This window comes from Calditerricola satsumensis (assembly GCF_014646935.1).
In the GTDB taxonomy this organism is placed as follows: Bacteria; Bacillota; Bacilli; order Calditerricolales; family Calditerricolaceae; genus Calditerricola; species Calditerricola satsumensis.
Genome location: NZ_BMOF01000001.1, coordinates 69,149 through 85,616 on the forward strand (window position 1 = coordinate 69,149; position 16,468 = coordinate 85,616).

A 16,468-nucleotide genomic window follows, 5' to 3' on the forward strand; every position below is an offset into this window, starting at 1 on the left:
GATACGCGTCCGTCCCTACGGCAGAAGACCCTGCTGGACGCGGGCAGGTTTTGGTATACTCGTGTGTACCAACGCGAAGACGAGTTCTGCCGCGTTGTGAACGGGGAGAAGGAGGGGATGTCCCATGGCCAAACATCGGATCACGCTGGAGTACTGCACCCTTTGAAGCTACGAGCCCCACGCCGTCCGGGTGACGGCGGAACTGCTCGACGGGCTCAAGGGGCGTTTGGAAACGGTGACGCTCATTCCCTCGTCGGGGGGACGCTTTGAGGTGTCCGTCGACGACAAACGGGTCTATTCCAAGCTGGAGACGGGCCGCTTCCCCGAAGACGGCGAGGTGCTGCGCCTCATTCGCGCGCATCTCGGCGAACCGGACGCGTCCTGACCCATTGTACCATAGCGCCGAGTGGGCGGAACGAAGCCCTGGCGTGCATAACGGCGCCGGACGTGGGACAGACTAGCGGCGACACGCCGCATTCGACCACGCCGGCGCCCTTTTGTGCGCCAAAGGAGGGAGACCATGGTCGAACTGGAATGGGCCCTGGCTGGGTGCAGCGGGGAGTACGGGAAAATTCGCGCCGTGCTCGAGAGCGAGGGGTTCGTCCTGGGCGGCGGGTGGGAGTACGACCACGCCTATTTTGACCGGGAGCTGGCGCGCACGGAGGGCGAGACGGTCTACCTGCGCGTTCCCGTCACCGCCGAACAGGGGACCATCGGGCAGGACGACGCCCGCGTGCGCCTCGGCACGCCCTTTGTGCTCAACCACGTGGTGCACCTCGGCTCCCACATCGACCGGGCGGAGGCCATTCCCAACCCGTTTCTCAACCAGTTTTCTCCTCCGCGCGAGCGCGACGGCAGCGTGACGCCGGAGTGGGTGGAGGCGGGGCGCACGGTGCTCGCGCGCGTCTCGCCGGCCCTCGACGCGGCGCTTGCCGAACGCGGGGCAGAAAAGTAAACTTTGTGAACAAAACTGGTTGACGAAAAACCCGCTGCCTCTTTATGCTGGAGGTGAGATCGTAGGCGCGCAGGGATAAACCGGTGCGCCGGATCGCCGTCGAACAAAGGAGGCGGATGGGGAGATGCGACCGTCAACGTTTCGCTTGATGCGCCTGGTGGTTGCGGCGCTGTTTCTCGCTTTCGTGACCGTGCTGGGGCAGGTGGCCATACCCTTGCCGTTTACCCCGGTGCCGATTACGGGCCAAACCCTCGGGGTGATGCTGGCCGGCGCCCTCTTGGGGGCGCGACTGGGCTTTCTTTCCATGGCCCTGTTCGTGCTCCTCGTGGCGGTGGGGTTGCCGCTGCTTTCGTCCGGCAAGGGCGGCATCGGCGCGCTCTTGGGCCCCACCGGCGGGTACGTGCTGGGCTTTCCCGTGGCCGCGGGGGTGACGGGCTGGCTGGTGGAGCGGTTTGAGAAGGGCGGGCGTCCCGTTGGCCCGGCCAAGCTCTTTGCGGCCATCGCCGCCGGCGGCCTTGTCGTCGAATATGTCTTGGGGGCGTCGTGGCTGGCGGTGGTGGCCAGCTTGACCCCGGTGCAGGCGCTCGTGAACGGGGTGCTCCCCTTCATTCCGGGTGACGTCCTGAAGGCGGTGCTTGCCGCCCTCTTGGCTGCTGCCATCCGTCGCGCTTATCCGGTGCGTCAGCGGCTTGGCGGCGTGCCAATGGGCCAAGCCTAAGCAGGCAGTCGCCGCGCCGACGGGAACGAATGGGCGAGCGCCCCACAGCGCGTCACGTCGCGGCGAGGCTCGTTTGCGCCCCACGTTTTGGCGGTGGCGGCGCGGACGAGCCTCCTTCCGTTTTCTTTGCGCCATTGCGCGGAGGGGTTATACTGTAAGAGGTAGGATGCGGAAAGGGTGTTGGATGACGATGGACCTTGCAGTCCTTGCGACCGTCGCGCGAGACGCGGTGCGCGAAGCCGCCGACTACGTGCGCCGGCGCCTGCACGAGCCGATCGAGGCGATGCGCAAGTCCGAACGCGGGGACCTCGTGACCGAAGTGGACCGGACCGTGGAGCGCATGATCGTCGAGCGGGTGCTTCGGGCGTTTCCCGATCACGGCATTCTCGGCGAGGAAGGGGTCTTCACCCGCGCCGAGGCCCCCTCGCCCGATGTGCCGCTGTGGGTGATCGACCCCATCGACGGGACGACCAACTTCGTGCACCAGCGGATCAACTTTGTCCTCTCCCTGGCGGTGTACCAGGGCGGCGAGGGCCTCGTGGGGATCGTCTACGACCCCTTGCGCGACGAGTGGTTTGAGGCCCGCCGCGGCGAGGGGGCCACGCTGAACGGCCGGCCCATCCGCGTGCGGCCAAACGCCGACCGCCTCGAGGAGGCGCTGGTCGTCACGTCGCTCTTCTGGTCGCGCTATGCCGAGCGGTTCGGCCTCACCGACAAGATCCGCGAGCTGGGTCGTCGCGTTCGCGGCATGCGCCTGTACGGGGCGGCGGCGCTGGAGCTGGCCTATGTGGCGTGCGGGCGCCTCGACGGATACTTTTCGCCGTCGCTGTCGCCATGGGATTTTGCCGCCGGCGCGTTGCTCGTAAAGGAGGCCGGCGGGATGGTCACGACGGTGGACGGCAAGCCCCTGTCCCTGGAGGGCCGAACCACGGTGCTCGCCGGCGCGCCGGCGATCTACCGCGCCTTGCGCGGCTACCTGGAACCGTCCTTGGCCGATAAGGGCGGCGAAAGAAACGCCCGCCAGGATTCCTGACGGGAATCCGGCGGGCCTAACCGATGGTGAGCACCGCGTACCGAGCGGCCAGCTCCAGGAAATGCTTCATGGTGGAGATTTCGCCGGCGATGAGCTTCCCTTCCAAGCCGTAGGCGTCGACGCAGGTTTTGCACGCCAGCACGGGAACGCCCTTTTCCGCCAGCTCCTTCAGGTGCACCGCGGCCAGCGACTGTTCCGTCAGGGCAAAGACGCCGCGGTTGACGCAAAACACGGCCGCCGGCAGTTCTTCCTGCTGCTTGAGCAGGGCGAAGAAGGTTTCGAGCACCGTTTCGCCGAGCTCGGCGTCGCCCTTTCCGAATTGATCCGACGTGACGAGGATGACCTTGTCCTTCATCGATTCCCCTCCTCCTTTTCATTGCCCAGTATACCCCAGGGCATGCCCGTTGCCTAGGGAGCGGTTCCGGCGAGGCGTGGGAACTGCCAGAAAAGTCATCCGAGCAGGCGATCGAGATCAACGGCGTGGCGAAAGGAGTGCGGCTCATGGAGAAGGTCTGGGTGGAGTTGTACCGCGAATTGACGGAGGCGCCCGGCGCACCTGGCTTTGAGGACGAGGTGCGGGCTATTCTGCGGCGTCATCTGTCCGCTTATGCCGACGACGTGGTGACCGATCATCTGGGAAGCCTCTTCGGCGTGCGCCGCGGGCCGGAGGGCGGCCCGACGGTGATGGTGGCCGGCCACATGGACGAGGTGGCCTTTTTGGTCACCCGCGTGACGGAACAGGGCTTCGTCAAGTTTCAGCCCCTCGGCGGCTGGTGGAACCAGGTGCTCTTGGCCCAGCGGGTGGAGATCGTGACCGAACGGGGACGCGTGAGCGGCGTCATCGGCTCCGTTCCGCCTCACCTGCTATCGGAGGAGCGGCGCAAGCGTCCGGTGGAGATCAAGGACATGTTCATCGACATCGGCGCCGCCAGCGCGGAGGAGGCCGAAGCCCTCGGGGTGCGGCCCGGCCAGCCGATCGTGCCGGTGTGCCCGTTTACCGAGCTGGCCGGCGGCAAGCGGCTCATGGCCAAGGCGTGGGACAACCGGTTCGGCTGCGGCCTGGCCGTTGAGCTGCTCAAGGAAGTGGCCGGCGAGGCGCTCCCCCACACCCTCTACGCCGGGGCGACGGTGCAGGAGGAGGTGGGCCTGCGCGGGGCGGCCACGGCGGCGAACCGCATCCGGCCGGATGTGTTCTTCGCGCTGGAGTGCAGCCCGGCCGGCGACACCCCCGGGGTGGACGACGGGTTTGGCAAGCTGGGCGGCGGGGCGCTCATCCGCCTGTATGACCGCACGATGATCGCCCATCCGGCGCTGCGCGACTTCTTGCTCGACGTGGCCGAAGCGGAACGGATCCCGTACCAGTTCTTCATCTCCCAGGGCGGCACCGATGCTGGCCGCGTGCACGTGTCCGGAACGGGCGTGCCCTCGGCGGTGATCGGCGTCTGCGCGCGCTACATCCACAGCCATGCGGCCATTGTGGACGTCGGCGATCTTCTTGCCGCCAAGCGCCTTCTGCTCGCCGTGATTCGCCGCTTGGACCGCGCGACGGTGGAGGCGATTCGACGGTACGCCTAAGGCCGCGGGCGGTTCGGGGCACGGGGTCCGGCTTGGCGTGGGAACGCCCCGTCATACAATGGGATCGGAGAAGAACGGCGAGAGGAGATGGGCCATGCCAAGCCTGGGCATTCTGTCGTGCCACAGCGTCCGCCGGGGCAATCCGCTGTCCCAACCGGGGCTGTTTCGCCAGTACTGCGAAGTGGGGCGACGCGTCGGATTGGACGTGTTCGTCTTTTCGCCCCGCGACATCGATTGGCGCCGGGGCCGCATTGCGGGGTATGTGTGGAAGGGCGGGCGGTGGCAACGGGCGCCCTTCCCGTTCCCCGATCTCGTGATGGACTGCTGCCGCTGTCTGGGCACTGAGGAGATGCGCCGCACGCGCGTGGCCCTGCGCGCGTTGCGGCGGCACGGCGTGCGCCTTCTTGGCGTCGCCTTGCCGGGAAAGTGGCCGGTGTACCGGCGGCTTGTGGGCACGGCCGCGGCGCGGTGGCTGCCCGAGACGGTGCTGTATGCCGGGTGGGCATCGGTGGAACCCCTGCTGGCGCGGCACGGGCGGGCGGTGATCAAACCCTCGGTGGGCACGTCCGGTGCGGGGGTGCTGTTGCTGGAGCGTTTCGGCGGCGGCTTGCGCATTCGCGGCCGGACGATGCGCAACGGCGTTTTCTACCGGGTGTTTTCGCGTGCGCGCGACGCGGCGGCGTTCCTCGACCGGTGGACGGCGGGCCGCCGGTTTGTCGTGCAGCAGGGCATCAACCTGCTCCAGTGGGACGGGCGGGTGGCCGACGTGCGGGCGTTTGTGCAAAAGAACGCCGCCGGCGCATGGGAGCTCGTCGCCGCCGGCGGGCGGGTGGGTCCGCGGGACAGCGCCACCTCCAACCTGCACGGCGGCGGCCAAGGCGTGCCCCTTGCCGCGCTGCTGAAGCCGCTGGATCCGGCGGAACGGGCGCGCATTCAAGCGGAGCTGCGCGAGCTGGCCCTGACGGTGGCCCGGGCGGTGGAGCAGGCGTTTGGCCCGCTGTTTGAGCTGGGCCTGGATGTGGGGATCGACGGGGACGGCCGGCTGTGGCTGCTCGAGGTCAACTCCAAGCCCGGGCGCGCCCTGTATGCCCGCATCGGCGACCGGGCGGGGGCGCGAGCCGTGGTGGAAAACCCCATTCGCTATGCGGCCCGTCTGTGCCATCGATGACGAAAGATTCTGCCGAACGCGGGATGCCGAACAGGAATTGACGTTCGGGGGCGCGAAAAGATTGTGTTATGATGAGAAGAGACAATCTTTGCGCAAAAGGAAGGAGCGTAGGGGTATGGCAGGCGTCAAGCTCGTTCATGTGTGGAAGCGGTATGGCGATGTCGTCGCGGTAAAGGATTTTAATCTCGAGATTCACGACAAGGAATTTATCGTGTTTGTTGGCCCGTCCGGTTGCGGCAAGTCGACCACGCTGCGCATGATCGCCGGGCTGGAGGAGATCACGGAAGGGGAATTGTACATCGGCGATCGCCTGGTCAACGACGTGCCCCCAAAGGACCGGGATATCGCCATGGTCTTTCAAAACTATGCCCTGTATCCGCACATGAACGTGTACGAGAACATGGCCTTCGGGCTGAAGCTGCGCAAGGTGCCGAAGGACGAAATCGACCGCCGCGTGCGCGAGGCGGCGCGCATCCTCGGCATTGAGCAATACCTTGACCGCAAACCGAAAGCGCTTTCCGGAGGCCAGCGGCAGCGCGTTGCCCTTGGCCGGGCCATCGTGCGCGAACCGCAGGTGTTCTTGATGGACGAGCCGCTGTCCAATCTGGACGCCAAGCTGCGCGTGCAGATGCGCGCCGAAATCCTCAAGCTCCACGAGCGCCTGCAGACGACGTTCATCTACGTGACCCACGACCAGACGGAAGCGATGACCATGGCCTCGCGCATCGTGGTCATGAAGGATGGCGTCATCCAGCAGGTCGGCACGCCGCAGGAGGTGTACGACTACCCGGCCAACGTCTTCGTGGGCGGGTTCATCGGGTCGCCGCCGATGAACTTTGTCAAGGGCGGCTTGGTGGAAGAGGGCGACCGGGTGCGCTTCAAGGCCGGCGCGCTGGACATCGTCGTGCCCGATGGCAAGGCCAAGGGCCTCAAGGCCAAAGGGTATACCGGCAAGGAGATTTATCTCGGCATTCGTCCGGAAGACATTCACGACGAGCCGCTGTTCCTCGAGTCGGCACCGGACAGCCAATTCCACGCGCGGGTCGAGGTGACGGAGCTGACCGGATCGGAGCGCTTCCTGCACCTGGACATCGGCACCGAGAACACCATCACCGCGCGCGTCGACGCCCGCTCGGCGGTCAAGGTCGGGGACAACCTGCGCTTGGCCTTTGACCCGAACAAGCTGCACTTCTTTGACGTGCAAACGGAAGAGCGGATTGCGGTGTGAGGCGGGCGGTTGCGCGATGGCAGGCAAGCGGCTGTGGATCGGCGTGGACATTGGGGGGACGGCGATCAAGGCCGGTGTCGTCGACGAAGGGGGGCGCATCGTCGAAAAGCGCGAGATCCCCACGGCGACCCATGAGGGGCCCGACCGCGTGCTCGAGCGGCTGGTGAACCTCATCGTGGAGCTGAAAAGCGTGGCCGATGACGCCGGCGCAGCGGTGGGCGGCGTCGGCGTGGGCGTGCCGGGGCCGGCCCTCGATGTGGAGCGGGGAGTGGTCATCCAGGCGGTCAACCTGGGATGGGAGAACGTCCCGCTGCGCGACCGGCTGGTGGCCGGGCTGCCCGGCCTTCCCGTGGCCGTCGACAATGACGCCAACCTGGCCGCCCTCGGCGAAGCGTGGACCGGTGGCGGCAGGGGGGCGCAGGACCTCCTGGTCATCACCGTGGGCACCGGCGTCGGCGGCGGCGTGGTGATCGGCGGACGCGTCCATCATGGCGCCGATGGCCTGGCAGGGGAAATCGGCCATGTGACGGTGCGGCCGGAGGGCGGCCACCGGTGCAATTGCGGCAAGACCGGCTGCCTCGAGACGGAGGCGTCGGCCACGGCGATCATCCGCGAGGCGACGGCGGCGGCGCAAAGCGGCCGTTCGGCGCGCCTAGCGGAGGCCCTCGCCCAAAACGGCGCGCTCACCGCCCGCGACGTGGTCGAGGCGGCCCAAGCCGGCGACGGGGTGGCGCAGGCCATCCTCGCCCATGCCGGGCAAACGCTGGGCCTGGCCCTGGCCAACGCGGCCAACCTGCTCAACCCCGAGCGCATCGTTGTCGGCGGAGGCGTTTCGCACGCCGGCGAGCTTCTCTTTGCCCCGCTGCGGGAGGCGTACCGCGCGTACGCCCTGCCGGCGGTGGCCAAGCGGCCCGTGGTGCCGGCTGAGCTCGGCAACGACGCCGGGCTCATCGGGGCTGCCTGCCTGGCCATGCAGCAGGTGGACGTGCGCTTCGCATAAATTGACGCGTTCGACATAAGATGCAATAATGGAGGCAGACAAGGGCCCTCTCGCCTGCCTGGTAGGGGCCGAGGTTCGTGGCAGCGAACCGCGGCCGTCTATCTACCGACGGCGAGGCGGATGATCTCCACCACGAGGGTGAGGATCATCAGGACGAGAACCGCGACATGGAGATCGCGATCTCGCATGGAGTCTCACCCCCTTTCGTGGAGACTCAGGCAGGCGAGACTCCATCCCTTGTTGCCTCCATTTTCAAGTTTAACAGGTTTTTCCGCTCACATAAAGCGTTTCGCGAAAACCCCGTTCACCACGGGGCTTTTTGCTTACACAGCGCTTGCGTACGCTTACGTCCGTTCCCGTGCCGGCCGATCGGTGTCGCGATCCGGGGCGATGCGGTCCGGCTGTTCCGGCGGGCTCACTTCAATGCGCCCGGGCGGCTGGATCTCGGGGATGCCCGTCGGATTGCCGATGTTGGGCATGCGCATGCGCGCCGGAACGCCGAAGGGATGGCGCGCGACCATGGCCGTTCCTCCTTTCGCGTTGCGGGATGCGTTCCTCTGTTGTTACCGTGTCCCAAACGGACGCAACTATGCGTCCGAAGCCATGCCTCCGATGGGCGGTCTGCCTTTCGCGCCGAATTCGCAATGTTCGGACTCTCCTTTATCAAATCCACGGAAGCGGAGGGATATCCATGCGCACGCGTGCAGCGGTTTTGCTGGAAATGGGGCGTCCGGTTCCGTACCGGGAAACGCGGCCTCTCGTGGTGGAGGAGCTTGACCTCGAGGGACCCGGTCCCGGCGAGGTGCTGGTCGAGGTGCGCGCGGCCGGACTGTGCCATTCCGATCTCTCGGTGATCGACGGCAGCCGGCCTCGCCCCACGCCGATGGTGCTCGGGCACGAGGCGGCCGGCGTGGTTCGCGAGGTTGGGCCGGGCGTGATGGGCCTCAAGCCGGGCGATCCCGTGGTCTTCTCCTACGTGCCGATGTGCGGGCGCTGCCTACCCTGTTCGACGGGAAGGCCGGCCCTGTGTGAGCCGGGGAACGCCGCCAACGCCAAGGGGACGCTGCTTCACGGCTCGCGGCGCTTCCGCCGCCAGGGGCAGCCGGTTCATCACCATCTGGGGGTGTCGGCCTTTTCCCAGTACACCGTCGTCTCCGAAGCGTCGCTGGTCAAAATTGACGACGACATCCCCCTCGACATCGCCGCCGTGTTCGGCTGTGCCGTCCTGACGGGCGTAGGGGCGGTGGTGAACACGGCGCGGGTGGAGCCGGGCAGCGCCGTGGCCGTTTTTGGCCTGGGCGGCGTGGGCCTGGCGGCGGTGATGGGCGCCCAGCTGGCCGGCGCCGAGCCGATCATCGCCGTCGACGTTCGGCCCGAGAAGCTGAAGCTGGCCCAAACGCTGGGAGCCAGCCACGTGGTCAACGGTCGGGAAGAAGATGCCGTGCGCGCGGTGCAGGAGCTCACCGGCGGCGGGGCCGACTACGCCATTGAGGCCGCCGGGCGCGTCGAGGTGCTGGAGCAGGCGTACCGGGCCGTTCGGCGCGGGGGCACGGTGGTGACGGTTGGGCTGCCCCATCCGGAGGCCAAGCTTTCCCTACCGGCGGTCAGCTTGGTGGCGGAAGAGCGCACCCTGCGCGGGTCGTACATGGGCTCTTCGGTGCCGCGGCGCGACCTGCCGCGCTTCCTGCGTCTCTACCGGGCGGGCAAGCTGCCGGTTGACCGGCTGATCACCCATCGCATCGGCCTTGACGAGGTGAACGAGGGGTTTGACCGCCTGGCGCAAGGCGAAGCCGTGCGGCAAATCCTCCTCCCGCATACCGGCAGGTGAGGGGCGCATCGTGGACGAGCTTTCATGTCCCGGACAAACGCGGTATGCTGAATAGAGCCTGGTGTTTTCGCCAGCGCGAGGGTCGACACGGAAGTGACCGGGCACGGAACGGCAAGGGGAGGAGGCATTGCCGATGAACGGGTACCGGACGGCGCTGCTAACGGGAGCCAGCCGCGGCATCGGCGAGGCGGTGGCCGTAGCATTGGCGGAAGCGGGACTGGACGTGGCGCTGTTTGCCCGCAACGAGAGCGACCTGGCCCGCGTGGCCGGGCGGGTGCGCGCGGCGGGACGCGATGCCCTGGTGTTGGCGGGCGACGTGACGCGCGAGGAGGACGTGGTCCGCGCGGTGCGCGAGGCGGAGGCGCGCTGGGGCGCAATCGACGTGCTTGTGAACAACGCCGGCATCGGCCTCTTTAAGCCGACGTGGGAGGTTGCCGCCGACGAATGGCGGCGCGTCCTTGACGTCAACCTGACCGGCCCCTTCCTCTTCTGCAAAGCCGTCGTGCCCGGCATGATCGCGCGGGGACGCGGGCAGATCGTCATGATCTCGTCCGACGTCGGGCGGCGGACCATTCCCGACGGCGCCGCCTATTGCGCCAGCAAGTTTGGGCTGCAGGCGCTCACCGAGGTGCTGCGCAAGGAGGTGCGCGCCAAGGGCGTCAAGGTGGGGGCTATTCTGCCCGGGATGACGGACACTTATTTTGCTGGCTCGGTGCAGGGCGACCCGCGCAAGGCCGATTGGCTCAAGGCCGACGACGTCGCCCGCGCCGTGCTGGCCATGGTTGCGGCGCCGCCCCACGCGCAGATCGACGAGATCATGCTGCATCCGATGATCCAGGAGTATTGAGGTCCGGGTCTACGGGTTGGGCAAAAAAAGAACCCTGCACCGGCAGGGAAACGGGAGGTGAGGAAACCCTTTCATCCCGGTTTGGAGGGAGCATCCGGTTTTCATCGTATGCGCAAACCGTGAGCGCCGTGTTGCCAAACGGTTAACGTTTTGCAAAAATCGCAACGGTGCGCAACCCGCCGCGCTAGGCGGACGCTTTCCATCCGAGATAGGCCGTCACCAGGCGGATGGCCACGTCGATGGCCCGTTCATCGGGATCGAGGCGGGACGAGTGCAGGCCGTGGGGCGAGCCCACGCCGATCCAGAAGAGAAAGCCGGGAATCTCCTCGAGAAAGTAGCCGAAATCCTCGCCGGTCATCGCCGGCGGACACTCCACTACGCGCACGTCGCCCCGGGCGCGGGCCCAGTCGAGAAACTCCCGCGTGAGGGTCGGATCGTTGTCCACCTGGCAATAGCTCGCCCCGTAGTCGAGGGTTGCCCGGCACCCGAACCCGGCCTCGATGCCGGCGACGAGGGCCTCGATGCGTTCCTTGATGCGCCGCATGGCGTCGGCCGACAGCGTGCGGATCGTCCCTTCCAGGCGCGCCCGCTCGGCGATGATGTTCTGCTTCGTTCCCGCCTCAATCTTGCCCACGGTGATCACCGCCGCCTCGAGGGGGTCGACGTTGCGGGAGACCACCGTCTGCAGCTGGGTGACGAGGTGGCAGGCGGCCACCACCATGTCGTTGGCGCGGTGGGGGAAGGCGGCGTGGCCGCCCTGGCCGACCAGTTCGATGAACAGCTCCGACGTGTTGGCGAAGAGGACGCCGGGGCGTGTGGCGATGGTGCCCACCGGGTACTCCGGCGCGATGTGCAGGGCGAAGATGGCCTCCGGCCGCCAGCGGCGAAACGGCTCGCTTTCCCGCATCGGCCGGGCGCCGCCGGGCCCCTCCTCGGCCGGCTGGAACACAAACAGGAGGTCGTCGCGGACGGGGTGGTGGACGAAGTGGGTCAGCACGCCGAGGGCGATGGCCATGTGCATGTCGTGGCCGCAGGCGTGCATGTAGCCGGGATGCTGGGAGCGATAGGGCAGGTCCGTCTCTTCGTCAATGGGCAGGCCGTCCATGTCCGCCCGCCAGGCCAGAATGCGCCGGGGGGCGGTGCCCTTCACCTTGGCCAGCACGCCGGTGCGCCACGTGGCGATCTCCAGGCGCTCCGGCGGCAGCGCGGCCAGGTAGTCGAGCAGGAACCGCTGCGTCTTCACCTCTGCAAATCCCGGTTCGGGAATCTGGTGCAGCTTGCGGCGGATGTCCACAAACGGCGACAGCGCGGTGTTGCTCATGCGTGTCTTCCTTTCGCGCGGATTTTTCCTCATTGTAGCATGAAACCGCGGCGAGAAACGCGAAAGCGGGCCGTCCCCGCGCAAGGGAAGGCCCGCTTCGCTCATTCGGTCGGCCCGGGGACGGGCATGCCTTGGCGCACGCACGCGTCGAGGGCGGCCACAAAGGCGTCCACTTCGTCCGGGGCGAGGGTGAGCGGCGGCAGCAGGCGGATGACGGTTCGTTGGGTCACGTCGAAGAGAAAGCCCTGCCGGAGCAGCGCCTGCTGCAGGGCGCGAACCGCCTCGGCCGGCCATTTCATCGGCAGGCCGAGCATCATCCCCTTGCCGCGCACGGGTTCGAAGGCGTCGGGATGGGCGCGGCAGAGGGCCTCGAGCCGCTCGCGCAGGTACGCCGCCGCCCGGCGCCCCTCTTCTAGAAGCCCGTCGTCCAGGAGCACCTGGAGGACGGCGTTGCCGCACGCCGCGCTCAACGGGGACGGGGCGAAGGTGCTGCCGTGGTCGCCGGGCGCAAAGGCGTCGGCCAGCTTTTCCCCGGCGATGACGCCGCCGAGGGGCAGCCCGCCGCCGACCCCCTTGGCGAAGAGGAGGAAGTCCGGCGTGACGCCGGCCTGCTGGTAGGCAAAAAGGGTGCCGGTGCGCCCCATGCCCGTCTGGATCTCGTCGACGCCGAAGAGGACGCCGTGCGCCCGGCACAGCCCCTCGAGGGCTTGCAGGTAGCCGTCCGACAGGGGAATCACCCCGCCGGAGCCCAGCACGGGCTCGACGAGGACGGCGGCCGGGCGATGCGCCCGCAGCACCGCTTCCACCTGGGCGAGATTCTCCGGCTCCACTTCGTAGACGGGGACGGGCGGCGTCGGGAAATCCTGCTGGACGGCGCGCTGGCGCGTCAGGCGCAGGGCGCCGAGGGTGCGGCCGTGGAAGCTGTTCTTGAGCACGACAAAGCCTTCCCGGCCGTCGCCGCGCCTGCGGGCCCACTTGTGCACCAGCTTGATCGCCGCCTCCGTGGCCTCGGCCCCGGAGTTGGTGAAGAACACCTTGCCGGGGAAGGTGCAGGCCACGAGGCGCTGGGCCAGGCGGATGGCCGGCGGGTTCAGAAAGAGGTTGGAGATGTGGAGAAACGCGTCAGCTTGCTCGCGCAGCGCCGCGAGCACCGTCGGGTGGCCGTGGCCGAGGACGTTGACGGCCAGGCCGGTGAACAGGTCGAGGTAGGCGTTGCCCTCCGTGTCGTACAGGTAGTTGCCCTTTGCCCGGGCGATGGCAATGGGCAGGCGGTTGTAGGTGGGAAGGAGGTAGGTGTGGTCCAGGGTTTTCCAATCGACGCGTTCGGCCATGGCGCCCTCCCGCTTACAGTTGGCGCAGTTCTTCGCGGATCTGCGTCTTGGCCCGCGTCTTCTCGTCGATGCGCTTGATCACCTTCGCCGGCACGCCGGCCACCACCGTGTACGGCGGCACGTCTTCGATGACCACCGCCCCGGCGGCGACGACGGCGCCCTTGCCCACGCGCACGCCTTCAAGGATGACGGCGTTGGCCCCGATCATCACGTCGTCCTCAATCACCACCGGCTGGGCCGACGGCGGCTCGATCACCCCGGCAATCACCGCCCCGGCGCCGATATGGCAGTTCTTCCCGATGATGCCGCGCCCGCCGACGACGGCGTTCATGTCGACCATCGTGCCCTCGCCGATGACAGCGCCGATGTTGATCACCGCCCCCATCATGATGACGGCGTTTTTGCCGATGGTCACGTGCTCGCGGATGATCGCCCCCGGCTCGATGCGCGCGGGGATGTCCTTCAGGTCGAGGAGCGGGATGGCCGAGTTGCGGCGGTCGTTTTCCACGACATAGTCCTCGATCTTGTCCCGATGGGCTTCGAGAAGGGGCTGGATCTCCTTCCAGTCCCCAAAGAGTACCCCGGCTTGTCCGAACAAAAACGCCTTCACGTTCGGCCCGAAGTCGATCTCCTCCAGCTTTCCTTTGAGGTACACCTTCACCGGCGTTTTCTTCTCGCTGTTCTTGATAAAGGCGATGATGTCCTCGGCGTTGTGCAGCTGCATCGTCCTTCCTCCCCAAACGGTGGTATATGGGCTATTATATCACGCCGCCGGGCGCGGTGCGGCCGGTCGGCTTGCAGCCATCGAAACGTTCACAATTTTTGGGGGAAGAAACGACGGTCCAGGTGTGGAGGTTGGGCACATTTGGTATACTAAGCTTGGTTCGGTGGTGGTTGCACCGCACGCGCCGTGGACAAGCCCCGCGAGCGCGCGAAGGAACATGACAGGGAGGAGAAGGTCGCGATGGTGTGGGACGAAACGCTCCAGCTGTTCAAAGAGCTGACCGAGGCCCCGGGGGCGCCGGGCTTTGAAGGGCCGGTGCGGGAGATTCTCGCGCGCCGCATGGCCCCGCTGGCCGATCGGGTGTACACCGACAACCTGGGCAGCCTGGTGGCCGAGAAGCGGGGAACGGCCGCGTCGCCCAAGGTGATGATCGCCGGGCACATGGACGAGGTCGGCTTTTTGGTGACGCGCATCACCGACGAGGGCTTCCTGCGGTTCCAGCCCCTGGGCGGCTGGTGGAGCCAGGTGCTTTTGGCCCAGCGCGTGCACGTGATCACGCGCAACGGCCCGATCGAAGGGGTGATCGGTTCCGTTCCGCCGCACATTCTGCCAGAAGAGAAGCGGAAGAAGCCGGTGGAAATCAAGGACATGTTCATTGACGTGGGAGCGACGAGCCGGGAAGAGGCCGAATCCTTCGGCATTCGCCCCGGCGATCCGGTGGTGCCGATCTGCCCGTTCACGGTGATGAAAAACGAGAAACTGCTCATGGCCCGCCGTGGCGGCCCTCGTCCTGCAGGAGCTGAAGGACAAGGAGCACCCGAATACGGTGTACGCCGTGGGGACGGTGCAGGAAGAGGTGGGCCTGCGCGGCGCCCAGACGAGCGCCAACCTGATCGAGCCCGATGTGGCGTTTGCGGTCGACGTGGGCATCGCCGGCGACACGCCAGGCGTGAGCAAGGACGAGGCCCTGGCCAAGCTGGGCGGCGGTCCGCAGGTGCTCATCGTTGACGCCACGCTGATCCCGCACACGGGCTTGCGCGATCTCGTGATCGACACGGCGAAGGAGCTGGGGATTCCCATCCAGTTCGACGCCATGCCGGGCGGCGGCACCGACGCCGGGCGCTTCCACCTGCAGGGGCAGGGCGTGCCGTCCATTGCCATCTCCATTCCAACGCGGTACATCCACAGCCACGCGGCGATCCTCCACCGCGACGACGTCGAGCGCACCGTGCGCCTTTTGGTGGCGCTCATCCAGCGGCTGGATGCCAAGACGGTGGCCAAGCTGAAGGCGTATTGATCGGCCCCGAGGGCCCGCTGTCCAGGCGTTTTTGCCGAATTGGTGAACAATCCGGAAGTCCCCTAACGACGCACCCCGTCCCCTGTGGTATGGTTAAGGGAGAAAGGTTTGCACCAAGTGGGACGGGGTGTTGTCGCCATGGTTTCGCGTGGATTGAAGCTGCTGGCCGTTGCCACGACAATCGGCATGCTGCTTTTGCTCCTTGGCGGCGCGCTGGTCACGAAGACGGGCTCCGGCGACGGGTGTGGCGACTCGTGGCCCCTGTGCAACGGGCGCCTGTTCCCGCCGCTTGAGCTGGAGGCGATCATCGAGTGGAGCCACCGCCTCGTCACGGCCCTGATCACGCCGCTTTTGTTGGCCACGGTGGTCTGGTCGTGGCGCCGGGCGGGACACATTCCGTGGGTGCGCTTCTTCGGCTTTTGCGCCCTGCTCACCACCTTCGTGCAGGCGTTGCTCGGCGCGGCGGCGGTGGTGTGGGATCAATCCGATCTTGTCATGGCCCTCCATTTTGGCATCTCCCTCACCGCCTTTGCCAGTGTGTTGCTCATCGCCATCCAGCTGTTCGTCGGCGAGGAAAGGCGCGGGGGGAGGGCGTCCGTGCCGCGGCGCTTCCTTTGGCTCGTTGCCGGGACGGCGGCCTACACCTATGTCGTGGTCTACCTGGGGGCCTTGGTGCGCCATACCGGGTCGAGCATGGCCATTCCGGACTGGCCGCTCAACTTTGGCCGGCTGATTCCGCCCCTCACCGGGCAGATCGCCATCCAGTTCCTGCATCGGGTGGCGGCCCTCGTGCTCTTCGCCTTGGTGGTGGCCATCGTGGTCATGGCGGAGCGGGCGCTGCGCGATCGGCGCGATCTGCGGTGGGCCGGTTGGGTGGCGCTTGTCCTGACGGGGCTGCAGGTAGTCAGCGGCGGGTTGGTCGTGTTGACCGGGCTGAACCTGTTGGTCGCCCTGGTGCACACCGTTCTTGTCGCGGCCCTGTTTGGCGTGCTGGTCTGGATGACCCTGCAGGCCTGGGATGGACGCGAAGCCCGCACCGTCCGGGGGGTGTCTCCGGCCGCGCACGGCGAAGCGCTCCCCTTCCGCGGCTGAGAGAAGGCCTGCGGGGGCCAACCGGCCGCCCGGGCTTGAGGGGGCAAAGAAACGAAAAGCGGCCGACGTTTCGGCCGCTTTTCTCGTTTCAGCCGTGCGGGTGCGCAGCTCCCTAAGCGTTGGGCGGATTGACCTGCGCCTCCAGCGTGGACAGCATGTGCTGCTGTTCTTGGGGGCTTGAATGGGTCCACAGGAGTTCAAACAGCACGCCGAGCCCGGGGAGCGCCTTCTCCTCCCGCGTTGTGATGGCGTCGGTGATCATCTCGCGCAGCTCTTCGCTGGTCGCGCCGCGCAGGTTGTGCAACACGGCTTGGCGCAGGTCCAGGTCTTCGATGCGCACGGGACATGCCT

16 protein-coding genes and 2 pseudogenes are annotated in these 16,468 nt (G+C 67.2%); 12 read left to right on the forward strand and 6 right to left on the reverse strand.

Annotation, left to right across the window (positions count from 1 at the left end; translation table 11 throughout):
- Positions 1-178: 178 nt before the first annotated feature.
- The 4 genes and pseudogenes from IEX61_RS00365 to IEX61_RS00380 all read left to right on the forward strand — a co-directional run.
- Positions 179-385: pseudogene (locus IEX61_RS00365) on the forward strand (SelT/SelW/SelH family protein); the annotation flags it as partial.
- A gap of 135 nt (positions 386-520) precedes the next feature.
- Entirely contained in the window at positions 521-955 is a 435-nt protein-coding gene (locus tag IEX61_RS00370; protein ID WP_054672292.1) for a YugN family protein, read from the forward strand.
- A 148-nt stretch (positions 956-1,103) separates the two neighbouring features.
- Entirely contained in the window at positions 1,104-1,673 is a 570-nt protein-coding gene (locus IEX61_RS00375; protein WP_054672300.1) for a biotin transporter BioY, read from the forward strand.
- A gap of 190 nt (positions 1,674-1,863) precedes the next feature.
- Positions 1,864-2,706: an inositol monophosphatase family protein gene (locus IEX61_RS00380; RefSeq protein ID WP_172673577.1), complete on the forward strand. Its 843-nt coding sequence runs from the start codon at positions 1,864-1,866 to the stop codon at positions 2,704-2,706.
- Between the two features lie 16 nt (positions 2,707-2,722).
- Here IEX61_RS00380 and IEX61_RS00385 read toward each other — a convergent pair whose 3' ends face one another.
- Positions 2,723-3,061 carry a DsrE family protein gene (locus IEX61_RS00385; RefSeq protein WP_054672297.1) on the reverse strand — a complete coding sequence of 113 codons (339 nt, stop codon included), beginning with the start codon at positions 3,059-3,061 and terminating at the stop codon, positions 2,723-2,725.
- A gap of 146 nt (positions 3,062-3,207) precedes the next feature.
- Here IEX61_RS00385 and IEX61_RS00390 point away from each other — a divergent pair, with 146 nt between their 5' ends.
- The 4 genes from IEX61_RS00390 (at position 3,208) to IEX61_RS00405 (ending at position 7,677) form a co-directional block, all read left to right on the forward strand.
- Entirely contained in the window at positions 3,208-4,281 is a 1,074-nt protein-coding gene (locus IEX61_RS00390) for a M42 family metallopeptidase (RefSeq protein WP_188816492.1), read from the forward strand.
- A 94-nt stretch (positions 4,282-4,375) separates the two neighbouring features.
- Positions 4,376-5,449, forward strand: coding sequence for a YheC/YheD family endospore coat-associated protein (locus IEX61_RS00395; protein ID WP_188816493.1), 1,074 nt, complete (start codon positions 4,376-4,378; stop codon positions 5,447-5,449).
- A gap of 115 nt (positions 5,450-5,564) precedes the next feature.
- The gene (locus IEX61_RS00400) at positions 5,565-6,677 is read left to right on the forward strand and encodes an ABC transporter ATP-binding protein (RefSeq protein WP_188816494.1); all 1,113 of its coding nucleotides are present in this window, start codon (positions 5,565-5,567) and stop codon (positions 6,675-6,677) included.
- Between the two features lie 16 nt (positions 6,678-6,693).
- The gene (locus IEX61_RS00405; protein WP_188816495.1) at positions 6,694-7,677 is read left to right on the forward strand and encodes an ROK family glucokinase; all 984 of its coding nucleotides are present in this window, start codon (positions 6,694-6,696) and stop codon (positions 7,675-7,677) included.
- Positions 7,678-8,021: 344 nt separating this feature from the next.
- Here IEX61_RS00405 and IEX61_RS00410 read toward each other — a convergent pair whose 3' ends face one another.
- On the reverse strand, positions 8,022-8,198 hold the full coding sequence (locus tag IEX61_RS00410; protein ID WP_157057945.1) for a hypothetical protein: 177 nt from the start codon (positions 8,196-8,198) through the stop codon (positions 8,022-8,024).
- Between the two features lie 170 nt (positions 8,199-8,368).
- On the opposite strand from IEX61_RS00410, the gene IEX61_RS00415 reads away from it, so the two are divergent.
- On the forward strand, positions 8,369-9,505 hold the full coding sequence (locus IEX61_RS00415; RefSeq protein ID WP_188816496.1) for a zinc-dependent alcohol dehydrogenase family protein: 1,137 nt from the start codon (positions 8,369-8,371) through the stop codon (positions 9,503-9,505).
- A 133-nt stretch (positions 9,506-9,638) separates the two neighbouring features.
- On the forward strand, positions 9,639-10,352 hold the full coding sequence (locus tag IEX61_RS00420) for an SDR family oxidoreductase (RefSeq protein WP_188816497.1): 714 nt from the start codon (positions 9,639-9,641) through the stop codon (positions 10,350-10,352).
- Between the two features lie 184 nt (positions 10,353-10,536).
- On the opposite strand, the gene IEX61_RS00425 is transcribed toward IEX61_RS00420, so the two are convergent.
- From IEX61_RS00425 to dapD, 3 genes are all read right to left on the reverse strand, one after another.
- Positions 10,537-11,673 (reverse strand): N-acetyldiaminopimelate deacetylase, encoded by a 1,137-nt coding sequence (locus IEX61_RS00425; RefSeq protein WP_054672898.1) that lies wholly within the window; start codon positions 11,671-11,673, stop codon positions 10,537-10,539.
- A gap of 101 nt (positions 11,674-11,774) precedes the next feature.
- Positions 11,775-13,004 carry an aspartate aminotransferase family protein gene (locus tag IEX61_RS00430; RefSeq protein WP_188816498.1) on the reverse strand — a complete coding sequence of 410 codons (1,230 nt, stop codon included), beginning with the start codon at positions 13,002-13,004 and terminating at the stop codon, positions 11,775-11,777.
- Between the two features lie 13 nt (positions 13,005-13,017).
- Positions 13,018-13,728, reverse strand: a complete 711-nt coding sequence (gene dapD, locus IEX61_RS00435) for a 2,3,4,5-tetrahydropyridine-2,6-dicarboxylate N-acetyltransferase (protein ID WP_054671907.1) — start codon at positions 13,726-13,728, stop codon at positions 13,018-13,020.
- A gap of 240 nt (positions 13,729-13,968) precedes the next feature.
- On the opposite strand from dapD, the pseudogene IEX61_RS00440 reads away from it, so the two are divergent.
- Positions 13,969-15,025, forward strand: a pseudogene (locus IEX61_RS00440) (M42 family metallopeptidase).
- 138 nt (positions 15,026-15,163) lie between these two features.
- Entirely contained in the window at positions 15,164-16,117 is a 954-nt protein-coding gene (locus IEX61_RS00445) for a COX15/CtaA family protein (protein ID WP_188816499.1), read from the forward strand.
- A gap of 112 nt (positions 16,118-16,229) precedes the next feature.
- Here the strand turns inward: IEX61_RS00445 and sspI are convergent, their stop codons facing one another.
- Positions 16,230-16,457, reverse strand: a complete 228-nt coding sequence (gene sspI, locus IEX61_RS00450) for a small acid-soluble spore protein SspI (RefSeq protein ID WP_054671914.1) — start codon at positions 16,455-16,457, stop codon at positions 16,230-16,232.
- Positions 16,458-16,468 lie beyond the last annotated feature (11 nt).

What these genes read in the sequence shown, in the direction of transcription:
- IEX61_RS00395 (WP_188816493.1), top strand. Translation starts at nt 4,376, where the DNA reads ATGCCAAGCCTGGGCATTCTGTCGTGCCACAGCGTCCGCCGGGGCAAT.
- IEX61_RS00390 (WP_188816492.1), top strand. Translation starts at nt 3,208, where the DNA reads ATGGAGAAGGTCTGGGTGGAGTTGTACCGCGAATTGACGGAGGCGCCC.
- IEX61_RS00410 (WP_157057945.1), bottom strand. Translation starts at nt 8,198, where the DNA reads ATGGTCGCGCGCCATCCCTTCGGCGTTCCGGCGCGCATGCGCATGCCC.
- IEX61_RS00405 (WP_188816495.1), top strand. Translation starts at nt 6,694, where the DNA reads ATGGCAGGCAAGCGGCTGTGGATCGGCGTGGACATTGGGGGGACGGCG.
- IEX61_RS00425 (WP_054672898.1), bottom strand. Translation starts at nt 11,673, where the DNA reads ATGAGCAACACCGCGCTGTCGCCGTTTGTGGACATCCGCCGCAAGCTG.
- IEX61_RS00415 (WP_188816496.1), top strand. Translation starts at nt 8,369, where the DNA reads ATGCGCACGCGTGCAGCGGTTTTGCTGGAAATGGGGCGTCCGGTTCCG.
- IEX61_RS00380 (WP_172673577.1), top strand. Translation starts at nt 1,864, where the DNA reads ATGGACCTTGCAGTCCTTGCGACCGTCGCGCGAGACGCGGTGCGCGAA.
- IEX61_RS00385 (WP_054672297.1), bottom strand. Translation starts at nt 3,061, where the DNA reads ATGAAGGACAAGGTCATCCTCGTCACGTCGGATCAATTCGGAAAGGGC.
- IEX61_RS00445 (WP_188816499.1), top strand. Translation starts at nt 15,164, where the DNA reads ATGGTTTCGCGTGGATTGAAGCTGCTGGCCGTTGCCACGACAATCGGC.
- IEX61_RS00375 (WP_054672300.1), top strand. Translation starts at nt 1,104, where the DNA reads ATGCGCCTGGTGGTTGCGGCGCTGTTTCTCGCTTTCGTGACCGTGCTG.
- dapD (WP_054671907.1), bottom strand. Translation starts at nt 13,728, where the DNA reads ATGCAGCTGCACAACGCCGAGGACATCATCGCCTTTATCAAGAACAGC.
- IEX61_RS00430 (WP_188816498.1), bottom strand. Translation starts at nt 13,004, where the DNA reads ATGGCCGAACGCGTCGATTGGAAAACCCTGGACCACACCTACCTCCTT.
- IEX61_RS00420 (WP_188816497.1), top strand. Translation starts at nt 9,639, where the DNA reads ATGAACGGGTACCGGACGGCGCTGCTAACGGGAGCCAGCCGCGGCATC.
- IEX61_RS00400 (WP_188816494.1), top strand. Translation starts at nt 5,565, where the DNA reads ATGGCAGGCGTCAAGCTCGTTCATGTGTGGAAGCGGTATGGCGATGTC.
- IEX61_RS00370 (WP_054672292.1), top strand. Translation starts at nt 521, where the DNA reads ATGGTCGAACTGGAATGGGCCCTGGCTGGGTGCAGCGGGGAGTACGGG.